This window comes from Streptomyces panacea (assembly GCF_040560175.1).
Taxonomy (GTDB): domain Bacteria; phylum Actinomycetota; class Actinomycetes; order Streptomycetales; family Streptomycetaceae; genus Streptomyces; species Streptomyces panacea.
Window position 1 is genome coordinate 19713 of record NZ_JARJHW010000034.1, and the last position, 16220, is coordinate 35932.

General features: G+C 69.4%; 12 protein-coding genes. 2 read left to right on the forward strand and 10 right to left on the reverse strand.

The window, feature by feature from the left end:
* Positions 1-216: 216 nt before the first annotated feature.
* Positions 217-834 (forward strand): GNAT family N-acetyltransferase, encoded by a 618-nt coding sequence (locus tag P3L51_RS11405; protein ID WP_354605016.1) that lies wholly within the window; start codon positions 217-219, stop codon positions 832-834.
* A gap of 113 nt (positions 835-947) precedes the next feature.
* Here the strand turns inward: P3L51_RS11405 and trxA are convergent, their stop codons facing one another.
* The 7 genes from trxA to P3L51_RS11440 form a co-directional block, all read right to left on the reverse strand.
* Positions 948-1310 (reverse strand): thioredoxin, encoded by a 363-nt coding sequence (gene trxA / locus P3L51_RS11410; RefSeq protein ID WP_354605017.1) that lies wholly within the window; start codon positions 1308-1310, stop codon positions 948-950.
* Between the two features lie 45 nt (positions 1311-1355).
* The gene (gene trxB, locus P3L51_RS11415) at positions 1356-2348 is read right to left on the reverse strand and encodes a thioredoxin-disulfide reductase (RefSeq protein WP_354605018.1); all 993 of its coding nucleotides are present in this window, start codon (positions 2346-2348) and stop codon (positions 1356-1358) included.
* A gap of 126 nt (positions 2349-2474) precedes the next feature.
* Positions 2475-3464 (reverse strand): RsmA family anti-sigma factor, encoded by a 990-nt coding sequence (locus tag P3L51_RS11420; protein WP_354605019.1) that lies wholly within the window; start codon positions 3462-3464, stop codon positions 2475-2477.
* Positions 3461-4210, reverse strand: coding sequence for an RNA polymerase sigma factor SigM (sigM, locus tag P3L51_RS11425; RefSeq protein ID WP_354605020.1), 750 nt, complete (start codon positions 4208-4210; stop codon positions 3461-3463). Before sigM ends, P3L51_RS11420 begins: the two co-directional genes overlap by 4 nt.
* 30 nt (positions 4211-4240) lie before the next feature.
* Positions 4241-6034: a protein kinase family protein gene (locus tag P3L51_RS11430; protein ID WP_354605021.1), complete on the reverse strand. Its 1794-nt coding sequence runs from the start codon at positions 6032-6034 to the stop codon at positions 4241-4243.
* A gap of 119 nt (positions 6035-6153) precedes the next feature.
* On the reverse strand, positions 6154-8427 hold the full coding sequence (gene murJ / locus P3L51_RS11435; protein WP_354605022.1) for a murein biosynthesis integral membrane protein MurJ: 2274 nt from the start codon (positions 8425-8427) through the stop codon (positions 6154-6156).
* A 45-nt stretch (positions 8428-8472) separates the two neighbouring features.
* Positions 8473-11007, reverse strand: coding sequence for a DUF6049 family protein (locus P3L51_RS11440; protein WP_354605023.1), 2535 nt, complete (start codon positions 11005-11007; stop codon positions 8473-8475).
* A 190-nt stretch (positions 11008-11197) separates the two neighbouring features.
* On the opposite strand from P3L51_RS11440, the gene P3L51_RS11445 reads away from it, so the two are divergent.
* On the forward strand, positions 11198-12664 hold the full coding sequence (locus P3L51_RS11445) for a CCA tRNA nucleotidyltransferase (RefSeq protein WP_354605024.1): 1467 nt from the start codon (positions 11198-11200) through the stop codon (positions 12662-12664).
* A gap of 122 nt (positions 12665-12786) precedes the next feature.
* On the opposite strand, the gene P3L51_RS11450 is transcribed toward P3L51_RS11445, so the two are convergent.
* The 3 genes from P3L51_RS11450 to P3L51_RS11460 all read right to left on the reverse strand — a co-directional run bounded on the left by P3L51_RS11450 (position 12787) and on the right by P3L51_RS11460 (position 16069).
* Entirely contained in the window at positions 12787-14052 is a 1266-nt protein-coding gene (locus P3L51_RS11450) for an MFS transporter (RefSeq protein ID WP_354605025.1), read from the reverse strand.
* A gap of 114 nt (positions 14053-14166) precedes the next feature.
* Positions 14167-15249 carry an inositol-3-phosphate synthase gene (locus P3L51_RS11455; protein WP_354605026.1) on the reverse strand — a complete coding sequence of 361 codons (1083 nt, stop codon included), beginning with the start codon at positions 15247-15249 and terminating at the stop codon, positions 14167-14169.
* 61 nt (positions 15250-15310) lie between these two features.
* Positions 15311-16069, reverse strand: a complete 759-nt coding sequence (locus P3L51_RS11460; RefSeq protein WP_354605027.1) for a PadR family transcriptional regulator — start codon at positions 16067-16069, stop codon at positions 15311-15313.
* Positions 16070-16220 lie beyond the last annotated feature (151 nt).

Below are 16220 nucleotides of genomic sequence, written 5' to 3' on the forward strand. Positions count from 1 at the left end.
CTCTGGGTGGATACGATGCGTTCTGGTATGGCGCATCCACCTTGATCCACCTCAGAGGAAGGGCGGGGCCATGCAATCGGTGAGCCGCAGCCAACTGATGTCAGCTGGACTGGGCCTGGGGGTCGTCGGCGGTTTCGTCGGCAGCCTGCTTCGGGAGCGCAGCGCACTGACCGCGGCTCGTGGCGCGGCAGGCGCAGGAAGTGAGGAACTGCCTCGATGGGGCGACGGCTCGTACCGCTCACGCTGGACAACCTTCCCGACCTCCCCCGACGATGCGGGGAGTGCGTCTTCTGGGAGCTTGATCCGGTCAGGGGAAAAGCGGCGGTAGGAGCCGGCAGGGCCCGGCAGGAGAAGGAAGCCTGGATCTCGGCCGTCCTGCTGGAGTGGGGGTCGTGCGGCCGGCTGGTCTACGTGGACGACGTGCCCGTCGGCTTCGTTCTGTACGCGCCTCCGGCGTACGTGCCCCGCGCCACGGCGTTTCCGACGAGTCCGGTCTCTCCGGACGCCGTACAGCTGATAACCGGCTGGATCATGCCGGGCTATCGGGGGCAGGGGCTCGGCCGGGTGATGGTGCAGACGGTCGCGAAGGATCTGCTGCGGCGTGAGTTCAAGGCGATCGAGGCGTTCGGGGACGCGCGCTGGAAGGAGCCGGCCTGTGTGCTGCCGGCGGACCATCTGCTGGCTGTGGGGTTCAAGACCGTACGCACGCATCCCGCGTACCCGCGGCTGAGGCTCGATCTGCGGACGACGCTCTCCTGGAAGGAAGACGTCGAGCACGCCCTGGACAGGCTGCTGGGCGCGGTGCAGAAGGATCCGGCGCTCAGGCCGCTCTGATGGCGCGGAGTCTTGGCGTTGCGGAGTCGCGGAAGAGACAAGAACGGGCCCGTCCCCCTCTGCCAGGGGGACGGGCCCGTTTCACGTGAAACATCGTGCGTGGTGCGTGGTGCTTAGGTGGTTGCTTCCTTGCTCACCGGTGCACTGTCACCGATGAAGGTCTCCAGGTCGCGCACGATGGCGGCCTTGGGCTTGGCGCCGACGATGGTCTTGGCGACCTCGCCGTTCTGGTAGACGTTCAGCGTCGGGATGGACATGACGCCGTACTTGGCTGCGGTGGCCGGGTTCTCGTCGATGTTGAGCTTGACGACCTTGATCTTGTCGCCGTGCTCGGCCGCGATGGCTTCGAGCGACGGTGCGATCTGGCGGCACGGTCCGCACCAGGCGGCCCAGAAGTCCACCAGTACGGGCTTGTCGCTCTTGAGGACGTCCTCGTCGAACGAGTCGTCGGTCACATGCTTCAGGTCGCCGGCCACGGCGGCCTCCTAACTTCGTGGGGTGTGGATACGCGGTACTGCTGGTCAGACGGAGGCGGTCTTCTCCGGCTCGGCACTCTTCTCCGGCTCGGCGGCGTTCTCGCCGTCGGCCAGCGCGGAGAGGAAGCGCTCGGCGTCGAGGGCCGCGGAGCATCCGGTGCCCGCGGCGGTGATCGCCTGACGGTAGGTGTGGTCGACGACGTCTCCGGCGGCGAAGACACCCGTGAGGTTGGTGCGCGTCGAGGGCGCGTCCACCGTGAGGTAACCCTCGCCGTCGAGGTCGAGCTGGCCCTTGAAGAGCTCGGTACGCGGGTCGTGGCCCACGGCGATGAACAGCCCGGTCACCGGCAGCTCGGACGTCTCACCGGTCTTGGTGTTGCGCAGGGTCAGACCGGAGAGCTTCTGCTCACCATGGATCTCCTCGACCGCGCTGTCCCAGGCGAACCGGATCTTCGGGTCGGCGAAGGCCCGGTCCTGCATGGCCTTGGAGGCCCGCAGGCTGTCACGGCGGTGGACGATCGTGACCGACTTGGCGAACCGGGAGAGGAAGGTCGCCTCCTCCATCGCCGTGTCGCCGCCGCCGACCACCGCGATGTCCTGGTCCTTGAAGAAGAAGCCGTCACATGTGGCACACCAGGAGACGCCGCGTCCGGAGAGGGCGTCCTCGCGGGGCAGTCCGAGCTTCCGGTGCTGCGAGCCGGTCGTGACGATCACGGCCTTCGCCCGGTGCACGATGCCCGCCGTGTCGGTGACCGTCTTGATCTCCCCGGTGAGGTCGACCGAGATGACGTCGTCCGGGACCAGCTCGGCACCGAAGCGCTCCGCCTGCGCCCGCATGTTGTCCATCAGGTCGGGGCCCATGATGCCGTCGCGGAAGCCGGGGAAGTTCTCCACATCGGTGGTGTTCATCAGCGCGCCACCTGCGGTGACGGCACCCTCGAACACGAGGGGACGCAGCGACGCGCGTGCGGTGTAGAGCGCAGCCGTGTAGCCGGCCGGCCCGGAGCCGATGATGATCACATTACGGACGTCGCTCACGGGTTACTTCCTCGTCTCTGCAGACTGCCTGCTACTGCCAACGGGGCGGTTCAGGACTCTCACCCCACCCAACGGATCCTACGGGCCTCGCATTCCCGCGAGGTCCCGGCGGCGCCGGGCAGTCTGTCAGCGGCGGGAATAGGTCTGCGAGAGCAGGAGTTCGCCCTTGACGGGCGGGATGTTGTCGACGCACGCCGCATCGATGACGTACGCCTCCACCAAGCTGCCGTCCGTGGGATCCGACAGGACGAGGAGGAAGGCATCAGTGCCCTCGTATGTGCCCCTCTCGGCGGCGAGCGGCGTGTCCGTACGGCCGGTCCCCTGCTGGATGCAGGGCGGCACCTGCTGCGTCAGCCTGGGGGAGGCGGAGGCGCTGGGCGCGTCCTTGGTGGATTCCTGGCCCTCGCCCACGCGCGGCTTGCCGGTGGCGGTGGCGGTGGCGGTGGCGGGCTTGAGCAGGGAGTGGACCTTCTCCTGCATTCCGGTGCCGGAGAACGCGACACTGGCGCCGTCGGCCTGGTTCGCTCCCGCGTCGGACTTGTAGGAGGACGCGGAGTCTCCCCCGGAGAGCGACGACGTCTGGAACAGCAGAACGCTCACGCCGATCGCCGCCGTTCCGAAGACGGCACCGAGGATCGCACCGCGACGGCGGCGCTGCTGCCGGGTGCGGCCGGGGCCGGTGGCCGCCCGTGGGCGGCCCGCAGGGCGGTCCGACCGGTCTGCCCGAGGAGCGTCGGCGGCGGGGACGGTCTCGGACTCCCGCTCGAACGTGTCCGGTGCGTCGTCGGTGGCCTCGGCGGCGCGCGATGTTTCACGTGAAACATCGGCGGTCGTCTCCACCGCGAGCGGATCCGGTGCGGTCGCGTTCAGCAGGGCCTCGGCGGCCAGGGCGGCGTCGACCCGGGCGGCCACGTCGGCGGGCATACGCGGCGGGCCGGGCAGCGATCCCAGCAGTCCGCGGATCTCCTCCAGCGACTCGTGGACCTCGGCGCACAGCGAGCAGCCGTCGAGGTGTTCGCGCAGCTCGACGCTCCGCGCGGGGGAGAGCAGGCCCTCCGTGAGGTCGGAGATCTCCGAGACGTCCGGGTGCTCGGTCGTGCCGGTCGTGGTTGTCACGCGCGCCCACCTCCTCCCTTCACGGCGGCAGGACCCTGTGGTCCCGCGTCTGGTCCGGTGACTGGCCCTGTGTCCGGTCCTCTGTTCGGTGGTCCCGGCTCCGATGGGACGGATGTCCCCGGCGTCCGGTTCCTTTGTGCTCCCAGACCGCCTCTCTCACCGGTGCCGCCGGTGCTCTCCCGCAGATGGGTGAGCATCGGCAGGAGTCTGGCCCGGCCGCGCGCGCAGCGGCTCTTTATGGTCCCGACGGGTACGTCGAGAACCTGCGCGGCCTCCGCCACGGGGTACCCCTGCATGTCGACCAGGACCAGCGCGGCCCGCTGGTCGGCGGGCAGCTTGGCGAGGGCGACGAGAAGCTGGCGATGGAGGTCCTGGCGCTCGGCGGGAGCCTCGGCCGACTCGTGAGGTTCGAGAAGCTGGTCCAGGCGCTCCGTGTCGTCCACGGGTGACGTCTTGCGGGAGGCGGCCTTCCTCGCGCGGTCGAGACAGGCGTTGACGGTGATGCGGTGCAGCCAGGTCGTGACGGCGGACTGGCCGCGGAAGGTGTGGGCGGCGCGGAAGGCGGACACCAGCGCGTCCTGCACGGCGTCGGCGGCTTCCTCGCGGTCTCCCAGCGTGCGCAGCGCCACGGCCCAGAGGCGGTCGCGGTGGCGTCGTACGAGCTCACCGAAGGCGTCAGGATCCCCCTCGACGTGACGTGCCAGGAGATCCTGGTCGTTCACGCCGGCGAGTGTGGCGTCTTCCAACGGTGAGCCCCCTCCCCCTGGTCCGCAGGGTCAGCCTATGACCTTGATCTCCGAGATTCCGCCCCGGAACTCGTTCGCGGATGTGTCCGGAGCGAGTTCCGTGATGTGGATCAGTACGTACCTGGTTCTGACGGGCTTGTCCAGGGCCGCCTTCACATTGCTGCCGGTCTGCCCCAGTTCGGTGATGCGCTGGGAGAAGTCCGAGAGGCCCGACGGCGACGAGGCGTTCTCGCCGGCGGCGAGAACCTGGACCTTCTGGCCGCCGCGGTACATGGCGACATCGACGCCGTACACATCCTGCACGCTGCCGAGATCGACGACTATCCCGCTGCCGCCCCGGCGGCTGGGCAGATTGCCGTAGTTCGCGTAGCCGGTGTACTTCGGGGTGATCCAGGCGGTGCCGGTGTTGCCGTCCGTGGCCAGGTGGACGTCCTGCTCCTTGACGCCGGAACCGTCGGGCGCGAACACCGCGGTGTCGGCGATCTTCAGATTCTTCGGGGTCCGGGGCGGGGGCTTCTGCTGGTCACCGTCCGCCGACTGGGACTGATTCGTCTCGTCGGTGTTCTTGCGGTTGAGCATGTGGTCGGCGACCTGCCAGCTGGCGAGCCCCAGCACGGCGATGAGGAGCGCGGAGACCGTCCACTTAAGTGCCTTGCCGGTACGGCTCTGAAGGGGCGGTGGCGGGACGGGCGCGGGCCGGGGGACGGGCTGACCGATGGGCCGGGTGGCGGGGCGCGCGTACGAGCCCTGCTGGTAGGTGGTGCGCTGGTACTCGGGCGGCGCGGCGAACGTGGGCTCCGGGGGCCGTACACGAGGCATCTCGGCGACGGCCTTGGCCAGTTCGTCGGGAGTGGTGCAGGGCGGGTCCTGGCGCGAGGCGGTGGCGCCCTCGTTGACCAGGGCGCGCATGGCGAGCTCGGACAGACCGCGGTGGACCCCGGCCCGCACCTGGTCGGGAGCGATCAGACCGACGCCCTTGGGCAGCCCCGCGAGGCCGTAGGCGTCCGTCTCATACGGCCAGCGGTGCGTCAGCGCCGCGTACAGGAGCGCGCCGATCGCCTCGGTGTCGGTGCGCTGGGGGCGTTCCGCGCTGATGCCGCGCAGGGCGGCGTTCACGGCGAGGCCGCGGATCCGGTACTGGCCGGTGGAGCTGCGCAGGACGGCCCCGGGCGTCAGCTTCAGATGGGCCAGGCCTTCGCGGTGCGCGGCGGCCAGCGCCTGCGACACCTGGCTGACGAGCTGGTAGGCGTCGTGGGCCTCCATCGGGCCGGCGGCGAGGATCGCGGTGAGTTCCGTCGCGTCGGGCAGCCACTCGTGGACGACGTAGACGAGGTCGTTCTCCTCGACGGCGTCGAGGACCTGGACGAAGCGCGGGTCCCCGAGGAGGGCGGAGGAACGGGCCGCCGCCAGCACGGAGCGGGCCCGTGGGTGGTCGGCGGGCAGGAGGTGCACGCCGACGGCGCGGCGCAGCTTCTCGTCGACCGCGCGCCAGCTGCTGAACCCGTCCAGACGGGTGACGCACTCTTCGAGGCGGTAGCGTCTGGCGAGCTTGTGGCCGCTGTGGAGTTCGGGTGCCGCCACGGTCGGCCGGGTCTCCTGGCGCTTCTCGCCGCCCGTCTCCGCCGATTCCTCGGCCCCGCCCGTCTCCGGCTTCTCCCCCGTCGACTCCGCCGATTTCTCGGCTCCTGGCTCCCCGGCCTTGTCGTCCTCGGCGTTCTGGGCCTTCGCCACCCCGTCGGTGGTGGCCTTGTCCGCCTGGGCGGCCGGCGGTTCGTCACCGCTGTTGTCGGCCACCTCGACGGCAGCCGTGCTCCGTTCCGCCACCGTCGCTCCTGCCTCCCCATCCGTTGCGCACTGTCCAACAGCCACGCCAATTGTGCCCACAGTTGGACGCTATGCACGACACACGGCGGCCGACGATGGTTGTGCTCGGGCGCCGCGCGCTAGCGCCCGAGACGGCCCCTGACCATTCCGACCAAGGCGTTCATCTCTTCGATACGCAGTTTTCGTGCGACGACGAAGAAGCCGCCCAACAGGACGATCCCGCCGATCGCCAGCGCTGCGAACGAGCCCAGCACTTCACTGCCGAGCTTTTCGAGCACCAGGTAGGCGACGGCGCCGGCGGCGATCGTGCCGGGGACGGACGCCAGGCAGAGCCGGGCGTACGTACGCAGCACGTGAGAGCCGTCCAGATCGCCCCCCAGCCGCTTCTTGAGCCTGCGCCAGGCGATACCCACGCCGACGGCGTAGGCGAGCCCGTACGAGGCGGCCATGCCCACGACGGCCCAGCGCGAGGGAAGGACGACGAAGCAGACGGCGGAGGCGGCGGCGTTCACAACGGCCACGATGACCGTGTTGTAGAAGGGAGTCCGGGTGTCCTCGTACGCGTAGAAGGCACGCAGCACCACGTACTGCACGGAGAACGGGATCAGACCGAGGCCGAAGGCCATCAGCATGTAGCCCATGGAGCGCGCCGACTCGATGCCGGAGGAGCCGAAGATCAGTGTGCACATCGGGATGCCGAGGGCGACGAAGCTGAAGGCGACGGGGACGATCGCGACGGCCGAGTTGCGCAGGCCCTGCGAGATGTCGTCGCGTACGGCTCCGGTGTCGCCGTCGTGCGCCGAGCGGGAGAGCCGGGGCAGCAGGGCCGCCATGACCGAGACGGTGATGATGGCCTGTGGCATGCCCCAGATCAGCTGGGCGTTGGAGTAGGCGATGTAACCCGCGCCCTGGGTGCCCGAGTCGACGCCCGCAGCCGTGGAGAGCTGCGAGACGACCAGCACACCGGCCTGGTTGGCGAGGACGAACAGCACGGTCCACTTGGCGAGCTTGGCGGCCTTGCCGAGGCCGTGGCCGCGCCAGTCGAATCGCAGCCGGATCCGGAAGCCCGTCTCACGGAGGTAGGGGATCATCGCGAGGGCCTGGACGGTGAGGCCGAGCACCACGCCGACACCGAGCAGGCGCTCCGCCTCGGGCGGGATGGACGCGACCGTCATCCCGGAGTCCTCGGCGGCGCCGTACACCCAGATGAACATGACGAGGGTGGCGATGATGATGATGTTGTTGAGGACCGGCGTCCACATCATCGCGCCGAACCGGCCGCGGGCGTTGAGGATCTGCCCCATCACCACGTGCACGCCCATGAAGAAGATGGTGATCAGGCAGTAGCGCACGAAGGTGACCGCGACATCGTTGGCCGCCGGGTTGTCGGCGATGCTCACCGACATGAGGCGCACCAGCAGCGGGGCGGCGAACACCGAGAGCGCGGTCAGTGTGCCGAGGATGACGATGACCAGTGTCAGCAGGCGGTTCGCGTACGCCTCGCCGCCGTCCTCGTCGTCCTTCATCGCGCGGATGAGCTGCGGGACGAAGACGGAGTTGAGGCCGCCGCCGATGGTCAGGATGTAGATCATCGTCGGCAGGGTGATGGCCAGCTGGAAGGTGTCGCCGAGCGTGGCGGCACCGAGCGCGGCCACGATCAGGGCGGAGCGTACGAAGCCGGTGAGCCGGGAGACGAGCGTGCCCGCCGCCATCACCGCGCTGGACTTCAGCAGACTCGAAGCACGTCCGCCGGCCTTCTTCGCGGGCGGCGCGGGGGCCGCCTCGGGTTCGGGGGCGGCCGTCGGCCGGCCCATCCCCTGCTGGTCGCGGAAGAGATGCGCGAAGGCGTCGGGCTCCTGCTCGTCGGTGCGTGCCCGGGTGACGAGCTCGTCGACGCCCATGAACTGCGTGGTCCGCGCGTCGTCCCCGAACGGCAGGTGGCGGGACGGACCGTCGGGCTCCGGCGGCGGGGGCTGGGCCCAGACACGCGGATCGGGGGAGTGCTGCTGCACCGGCGGCTGCTGGTAGAGCGGCATCGTCTCCGGATAGGTGCCGGGAGGCGGCGGCGGATGCGCGGCGCGGTCGTAGAGCGCCTCGGACACCGGGTCCTGCGCCGAGAGGTCCTGCGCGCGGTAGGGATCGTGCCGGTAGGCGTCCTGGACGTACGGATCCTGGGCGTACGCGTCCTGCGCGTACTGGTCCGGGCTGTACGGGGCCTGGGCGTACGGCGCTTGGGTGTAGGGCCCCGGGGCGTACGGCCCCTGGTTGTACGGGTCCCTTGCGGGGTCGGGCACGGGGGCGTTGGGGTCGGCTGCGGGAGGCTGCGGCGGAACATGCCCTGCCGGATCGCCGCCAGCACGCTGCCCGCGGTCACCGTCGTACGGCGCGTTCATGGTTACCCCACCTCATCGTCCCCGGCCGGCCGGCCACGACATCGCTCAACGGTCCACTTTCTCACCCTTGCCCGACGGGTCCCCGCTTTCCGGACGGGTGTCCGGGGTCGGGTCACTCGGCTGCCCGGGTTCGGCGCCGTCGACGTCTCCGGGAATCTCCTCCGCCGAGGGCGGAGCGACGGGCGCCGGGGCCGTCTTCGCGTCGTCGACAGCGGCAGCGTCGTCGGCAGGGCCGCCGTCGTGCGCGTCGCCGTTCTCGGCGACCTCGCCCTCGTCCTCGCCGGCGTCCTCGTCAGTGCCACCGGCCTCTGCGGCGGCGTCCGCGGCGGTCTTGTCCTCGGCCGCCTTCGCCGCCACCGCCCGCTTGCGCTGGCTGTACATCTTGACCCCGGCCAGGACGAGGAGCAGCACACCGCCGGCGATGACGAGCATCACGGTCGGAGTGAGCTCGGAGACCCTGACCTGGAATGTCATGGGGTTGCCGTACGGCCGCCCGTCGGCGGTGTACAGCTGGGCCGTGAGCCCCACGGGCCCGTTGGCGTTGGCCGTGCCGGTGAACTTCACCACCTGGGTGTGCCCGCCGTCGATCTTGATCTCCTGCTGGGTGACGGCGCTGCCGTCGTCCAGCTTCAGACGAGTCTTGTTCGTGGACTGGAGACGCAGGACGAGGTGGTCGACGTCTTGCAGCAGCTGGTTCTGGACCGTCACCGGGATGGTCGCGCTGCGTCCGGACAGGGTCAGTTCCGACTTCTGGATGAGCTGGACCTCGCTGGAGAGGCTCATCAGATAGCGGTTCACCGAGGCGCGGTACTCCCTGGCGCCCTGCACGTCGCCCCGCCAGGACGTCGAGACAGCCCGGTTGACGGCGTTGGCGAAGGGCGTCGCGACCCGGTCGGGAAGGGTCAGGATGGCCTTGAACTTCCCGAGCCGTTCGTCGATCCCCTTGATCTCCTCGAACGCGGACGGGGGGAGCTCCTGGTCATGGAGCTTGTCCGGATACCGCGAGGCGCCGGGCACCTTGGTCGTGGCGTTCGTGTCCGGCTTGGCCGCGGCGGCGGCGACCAGGTCGGACGACTGGGTCCAGCGCTGCCCGTCCAGCCCCTGGAGGGCGCGGGCCATGGACTGCGCCTGCCCGGCCGACGGCGTCCGCTGCGGGGCGACGACGATGTTGCGCTGCTTGGAGGAGTCCTGGAGGGTCACGGCCAGCGACTGGGCGAGGAACTTCTGGACCGCGAGCGTGGAACTGCCCGCCGTGCTCACATCGCTCTCGAACGCCGTGGACAGCCGGGTGTCGCTGACCACGGCCGTCGTACCGCCGCCGATGGGCCGCGCCGCGCTCGCCGTGTACGGCAGGTTGTCCTGGATGCTGTCGCTGCGCGAGATCACCTTGTCGGCGCCCGCGGAGGTCGCGACATCGACGATCGCCGGATCGACGGCGCCGTTCACCGGCCACGCGAAGTCGGTGGCGGGCTGCACATGGAGGGTGGACTCCACGGTCAGCGCGGCCACCTCGCTGGAGCCCTGGAGATGGCCCAGGGTGCCGGAGACGTTCTCACCGCCGTGGGCCAGGGACGCCAGGTCGGGGTCGCCGAAGGGCAGAGCGACGATGTTGGGGTTGTCCTGGACGGCCTTCTCCAGGGAGTTGAGCCACGTCCTGGCGACGAGCTGGTTCTTGCCCGTGACCGTGGAGTTCCCGTCCCGTACGCGGTACGGCTCGGTCATCGCCACGACGGTGGCGAGGAGGTCCGGGTCGACGACCCAGGTGACGGGAAGCTGGCTGCCGAGGGAGACGAGCTGCTCCAGCCGGCCGCCGGGGGCCAGCTCCTCGGCCAGGTCGTCGTTCTCGAAGACCGGGGTCTGCTGATCGTCCGAACCCGTCTCGGCGGAGATGTGGGAGGTGGAGATCAGCGGCCAGAGATAGGTGAACTTGGTCTTGGTGTCCACAGCTTCCGGCTGCCACGGCAGGAACGTCCGCCGGACGCCGAGCGTGTGGTCGTACGGCTCGGCCGCCGTCCGGCCCGTGAGCGTCACGCCGAGTTGGTAGACACCGTCCGCCCCCAGGCCGAGCTTGTTCACCGGCACGGACAGGGCGAAGTCGTAGCTGATGCCCGAGGCGAGCTTGTCGAACTCCACCTTGTATTTGCCGCCCACCGGCAGTGGGTCGTACGTGGTGTCGCTGGAACGCTCGACCGCGTCGTCGATGGCGGTCCTGCCGTTGAGCCGCGGGCCCACCCGGAGATCGACCTGAGCGTCGGTGACCGGCTTCTTGCTCTTGTTGGTCACCGTGCCGGAGATCGTGAGGGTGTCGCCCTTCGTCGGCGCGCTGGGCGCCAGGGTGTCGAGTGCGACAGAGACGGTGCTCGACCCGGACGGCTCGGCGGCGGCGCTCGCCGGGGACGCCGTGGCGGCCTCTGTGGTGGCCGCGGAGACGGTCGGACCGGCCGCGGCCGCCTGCGGCGCCGCGAGGCCCCCCAGCAGCCCGGCCAGGAGCGGCACCCCTGTGGCCACGGCGGCGGTGCGCCCGAGCCGTCGGCGGGCAGGAGAGTGCTTCATCCCCTGGATGTCTGCCGCCTCGGCCACGCGCCCGCCCGTCCCTCGTCGTCGTCAATGGTCGTCGTCGATTGTGCGTCCACGCATGGTAACGATGTGCGCTGTGACGAAGTGCCGGGGACCGACCCCTCATGATCGGAAGAATCTCATGGGTGAGCGGAAACCCGTGCACCGGAAACTCGGGCGCCGGGGTCGGCCGGGGCACGTACCCTTTTCTGTTGTGCCGAACGCCAACGAAGAGACTCCCCTTGCACTGAGTCAGGTGCAGCGCCGCGCGGTCAGCGAACTGCTGCGGGTGTCCCCTGTCGCCGACGATCTCGCCCGCCGATTCCAGGAGGCAGGTTTCACACTCGCCCTGGTCGGGGGCTCGGTGAGGGACGCCCTCCTCGGTCGCCTCGGCAACGACCTCGACTTCACGACCGACGCCAGGCCCGACGACGTACTGAAGATCGTCCGGCCCTGGGCGGACTCGGTCTGGGAGGTCGGGATCGCGTTCGGCACGGTCGGTGTCCAGAAGGAGGGCGGGGTCGGCGACGACCGGCAGGATTTCCAGATCGAGGTCACGACCTACCGCTCCGAGGCCTACGACCGCACGTCGCGCAAGCCCGAGGTGTCGTACGGGGACTCCATCGAGGACGATCTCGTGCGCCGGGACTTCACCGTCAACGCGATGGCCGTCGCGCTGCCGCAGAAGGAGTTCATCGATCCGTACGGCGGTCTGGGGGACCTCGCGGCCGGAGTGCTGCGTACGCCCGGCACCCCCGAGGCGTCCTTCTCCGACGATCCGCTGCGCATGCTCAGGGCCGCGCGCTTCGCCGCGCAGCTCGACTTCGAGGTCGCCCCGGACGTCGTCGCCGCGATGAAGGCCATGGCCGAGCGCATCGAGATCGTCTCGGCGGAGCGCGTGCGGGAGGAGCTGAACAAGCTGATCCTCTCCGCCCACCCGCGCAAGGGTCTGGCGCTGCTCGTCGACACCGGCCTTGCGGAGCGCGTACTGCCCGAGCTCCCGGCGCTGCGGCTGGAGAGCGACGAGCACCACCGGCACAAGGACGTGTACGAGCACTCGCTGACCGTCCTGGAGCAGGCCATCGCCCTGGAGGAGAACGGGCCGGACCTGGTGCTGCGGCTGGCCGCGCTGCTCCATGACATCGGTAAGCCCCGGACACGGCGCTTCGAGAAGGACGGTGGGGTCTCGTTCCATCACCACGAGGTGGTGGGGGCGAAGCTGACCAAGAAGCGGATGACCGCGCTCAAGTACTCGAACGAACTGGTGAGGGACGTCACGCGGCTGGTGGAGCTGCATCTGCGCTTCCACGGTTACGGGACGGGTGAGTGGACCGACTCGGCGGTGCGGCGGTATGTGCGCGACGCCGGTCCGCTGCTGGAGCGGCTCCACAAACTGACCCGCTCGGACTGCACCACCCGCAACAAGCGCAAGGCGACCGCGCTCTCGCGTGCCTACGACGGCCTTGAGGAGCGGATCGCGCAGTTGCAGGAGCAGGAGGAGCTGGACTCCATCCGGCCCGACCTGGACGGCAACCAGATCATGGAGACGCTGGGTGTCGGTCCGGGGCCGGAGATCGGCGCCGCGTACAAGTTCCTGCTGGAGCTGCGGCTGGAGAACGGGCCGATGGAACGTGACGACGCGGTGAGCGCGCTGAAGGAATGGTGGGCCCAGCAGAGCTGAGTCCAGGTCGGACCGTGGCCGCCGGTCGATGTTTCACGTGAAACATCGACCGGCGGTGGCGGAGTGGGGGGCGATGTTTCACGTGAAACATCGCCCCTTCGCGCGTGCTCCGGGCGCTACTCCTACTTCTTCGCGGGCTTCTTCCAGCGGAACAGTCCTGTCGCGACCGTCGCGTAGACCACCGCTACGCCCAGCACGAGGGGCGCCGAGCGACCGTCCGGCGGCAGCACCAGTGCGGCGACTCCCGCGGCGCCGACGAAAGCGACGTTGAACAGCACGTCGTAGAGGGAGAAGATCCGGCCCCGGTACGCGTCGTCCACCGACGTCTGCACCACCGTGTCCGTCGAGATCTTCGCGCCCTGGGTGATGAGGCCGAGGACGAACGCGGCGACGAGCATCGGGACGGGAGCGAACGGCAGTCCCAGCGCCGGTTCCAGTACGGCCGCCGAAGCGGCACACGTCACCATCCAGCCGAACGGGCCGAGGCGCCCGACCGTCGCCGGCGTGATGACGGCGGCGACGAAGAAGCCCGCTCCCGAGACACCGAGCGCCACCCCCAGCAGAGCGAGCCCATCCTCCTCGGAACGCGACCAGGCGTAGCGGCAGAGCATCAGCACCATCACGGTCAGCGCGCCGTAGCAGAAGCGCATCAGTGTCATCGCGATCAGCGCGCCCGCCGCGTCGCGCCGCTCGGCCAAATGGCGCAGCCCGGCGCCGAGACCGCGTGCGGTGGACGCGAGGGCGACCCTCAACCGCGGCTGCACCAGCCCCGGATCCGGGCCGAGGAGATCACGTGCCATGGTGACGGAGGCCAGCGCCGAGCACAGATACAGCGCGGCGCCCAACAGCACGACGGCGGCGTCGGAGTTGGAGAACAGCAGCCGAACCAGGAAGGCGAGGCCGCCGCCCGTGGTCGCGGCGAGCGTGCCGGCCGTCGGGGAGAGGGAGTTGGCGACGACCAGGCGCTCGTTCTCGACGACGCGGGGCAGCGCGGCCGAGAGCCCGGCGAGTACGAACCGGTTGACGGCCGTCACGGCCAGCGCGGAGGCGTAGAAGAGCCAGTCCGGCAGCGAGGTCAGGATCAGCACGGCGGTGCAGGCGGCCAGCAGGGCCCGCAGCAGATTCCCGTACAGGATGATCTGGCGCCGCCGCCAGCGGTCGAGCAGCACCCCGGCGAACGGGCCGATGAGCGAGTAGGGCAGCAGCAGCACGGCCATGGCCGACGCGATGGCGCCGGGGGTGGTCTGCTTCTCGGGGGAGAACACGACGTGCGCGGCCAGCGCGACCTGGAAGACTCCGTCGGCCGCCTGAGACAGCAGACGCACGGTCAGCAGACGGCGGAAGTCGCGCAGACGCAGGAGCACGCGCAGATCGCGTACGACAGACATGTGGATCAGAGTCACACACGACACGTGCGTCACACGCGAAGGGTCCCCGGGCGCTCTGCCCGGGGACCCTTCGGCGATGCGTGTACGGGGGAGAACCGCGCTCCCCCGCGGGATTTAGCGCTCGACGTCGCCGTTGATGAACTTCTCGACGTTCTCGCGGGCCTCGTCGTCGAAGTACTGCACCGGCGGGGACTTCATGAAGTACGAGGACGCGGAGAGGATCGGGCCACCGATGCCACGGTCCTTGGCGATCTTCGCGGCGCGCACGGCGTCGATGATGACACCCGCGGAGTTCGGGGAGTCCCAGACCTCCAGCTTGTACTCCAGGTTCAGCGGAACGTCACCGAAGGCGCGGCCCTCGAGGCGGACGTACGCCCACTTGCGGTCGTCCAGCCACGCCACGTAGTCCGACGGGCCGATGTGGACGTTGTCGGCACCCATGTCACGGTCGCGGATCTGCGAGGTGACCGCCTGCGTCTTGGAGATCTTCTTGGACTCCAGGCGCTCGCGCTCCAGCATGTTCTTGAAGTCCATGTTGCCGCCGACGTTCAGCTGCATCGTGCGGTCCAGGATGACACCGCGGTCCTCGAACAGCTTCGCCATCACGCGGTGCGTGATGGTGGCGCCGACCTGGGACTTGATGTCGTCACCGACGATCGGGACACCGGCCTCGGTGAACTTGTCCGCCCACTCCTTCGTGCCGGCGATGAAGACCGGGAGGGCGTTGACGAAGGCGACCTTGGCGTCGATGGCGCACTGCGCGTAGAACTTCGCGGCGGCCTCGGAACCGACGGGCAGGTAGCAGACCAGGACGTCGACCTGCTTGTCCTTGAGGGTCTGGACGATGTCGGCCGGCGTCTCGTCCGACTCCTCGATCGTCTCGCGGTAGTACTTGCCCAGACCGTCGTAGGTGTGGCCGCGCTGGACGGTCACGCCCGAGTTCGGGACGTCGCAGATCTTGATGGTGTTGTTCTCGCTGGCACCGATGGCGTCCGCGAGGTCGAGACCGACCTTCTTGGCGTCGACATCGAAGGCGGCGACGAACTCCACGTCCCGCACGTGGTACTCGCCGAACTGAACGTGCATCAGGCCGGGCACCTTGCCGGCCGGATCGGCGTCCTTGTAGAACTCGACGCCCTGCACCAGCGAGGCGGCACAGTTGCCCACGCCGACAATGGCTACGCGAACGGAACCCATCCTGGTTGCTCCCTGTGTGTGATCTCAATGTTGCGATGAAGCCCCGCGCTGATGCGGAACCTCATGGGGTGGTGTCCTCGGACGGATCCGGCGGGCCGGGGGCCGGCGGAGGCGAACCTCCGGAAGTCCCCCGGAGCCGGGGCAGGCCGCCCTCGTCTCCCGTTGTGCTGTTGGTCGTACTGCTCGTGTCGCTCGTCGTGCTGTCCGACGTGCTGTTCTGCCGAGGAGCGGGGCTGTCCGGGCCGGATCGTCGCTGATCCCGTCCCGCTCGCTCGCTCTCGATGAGCTCGTTGAGCCAGCGCACTTCGCGCTCCACGGATTCCATGCCGTGGCGCTGAAGTTCGAGCGTGTAGTCGTCGAGGCGTTCCCGGGTACGGGCCAGGGAAGCGCTCATCTTCTCCAGGCGCTCCTCCAGCCGGCTGCGACGGCCTTCCAGCACGCGCATCCGCACCTCGCGCTCCGTCTGTCCGAAGAAGGCGAAGCGAGCGGCGAAGTGCTCGTCCTCCCAGGCGTCCGGGCCCGTCTGCGACAGCAGCTCCTCGAAGTGCTCCTTGCCCTCCGCCGTGAGGCGGTAGACGATTTTGGCGCGGCGGCCCGCGAGTGACGCGGCGAGCGCCTCCTCGGGCGCACTGCCCGGTTCCTCGATCAACCACCCGCTGGCGACCAGCGTCTTGAGGCAGGGATACAGCGTCCCGTAGCTGAAGGCCCGGAAGATCCCCAGCGAGGTGTTGAGCCGCTTCCGCAGCTCGTAGCCGTGCATCGGAGACTCGCGCAGCAGACCCAGGACGGCGAACTCAAGGATGCCCGAGCGTCTGCTCACTGGTCGCCTCCTCCGTCGTCCCGGCCACTTATGCCGCCCCGATGTATCGACTCGATACATCGGGACGATAGAACACGGAGGCTCATGGGACAAGAGGGGCCATCGTGAACGGCGTCACATCACAATTCACAGCATGTAACTTGCCTGGTTT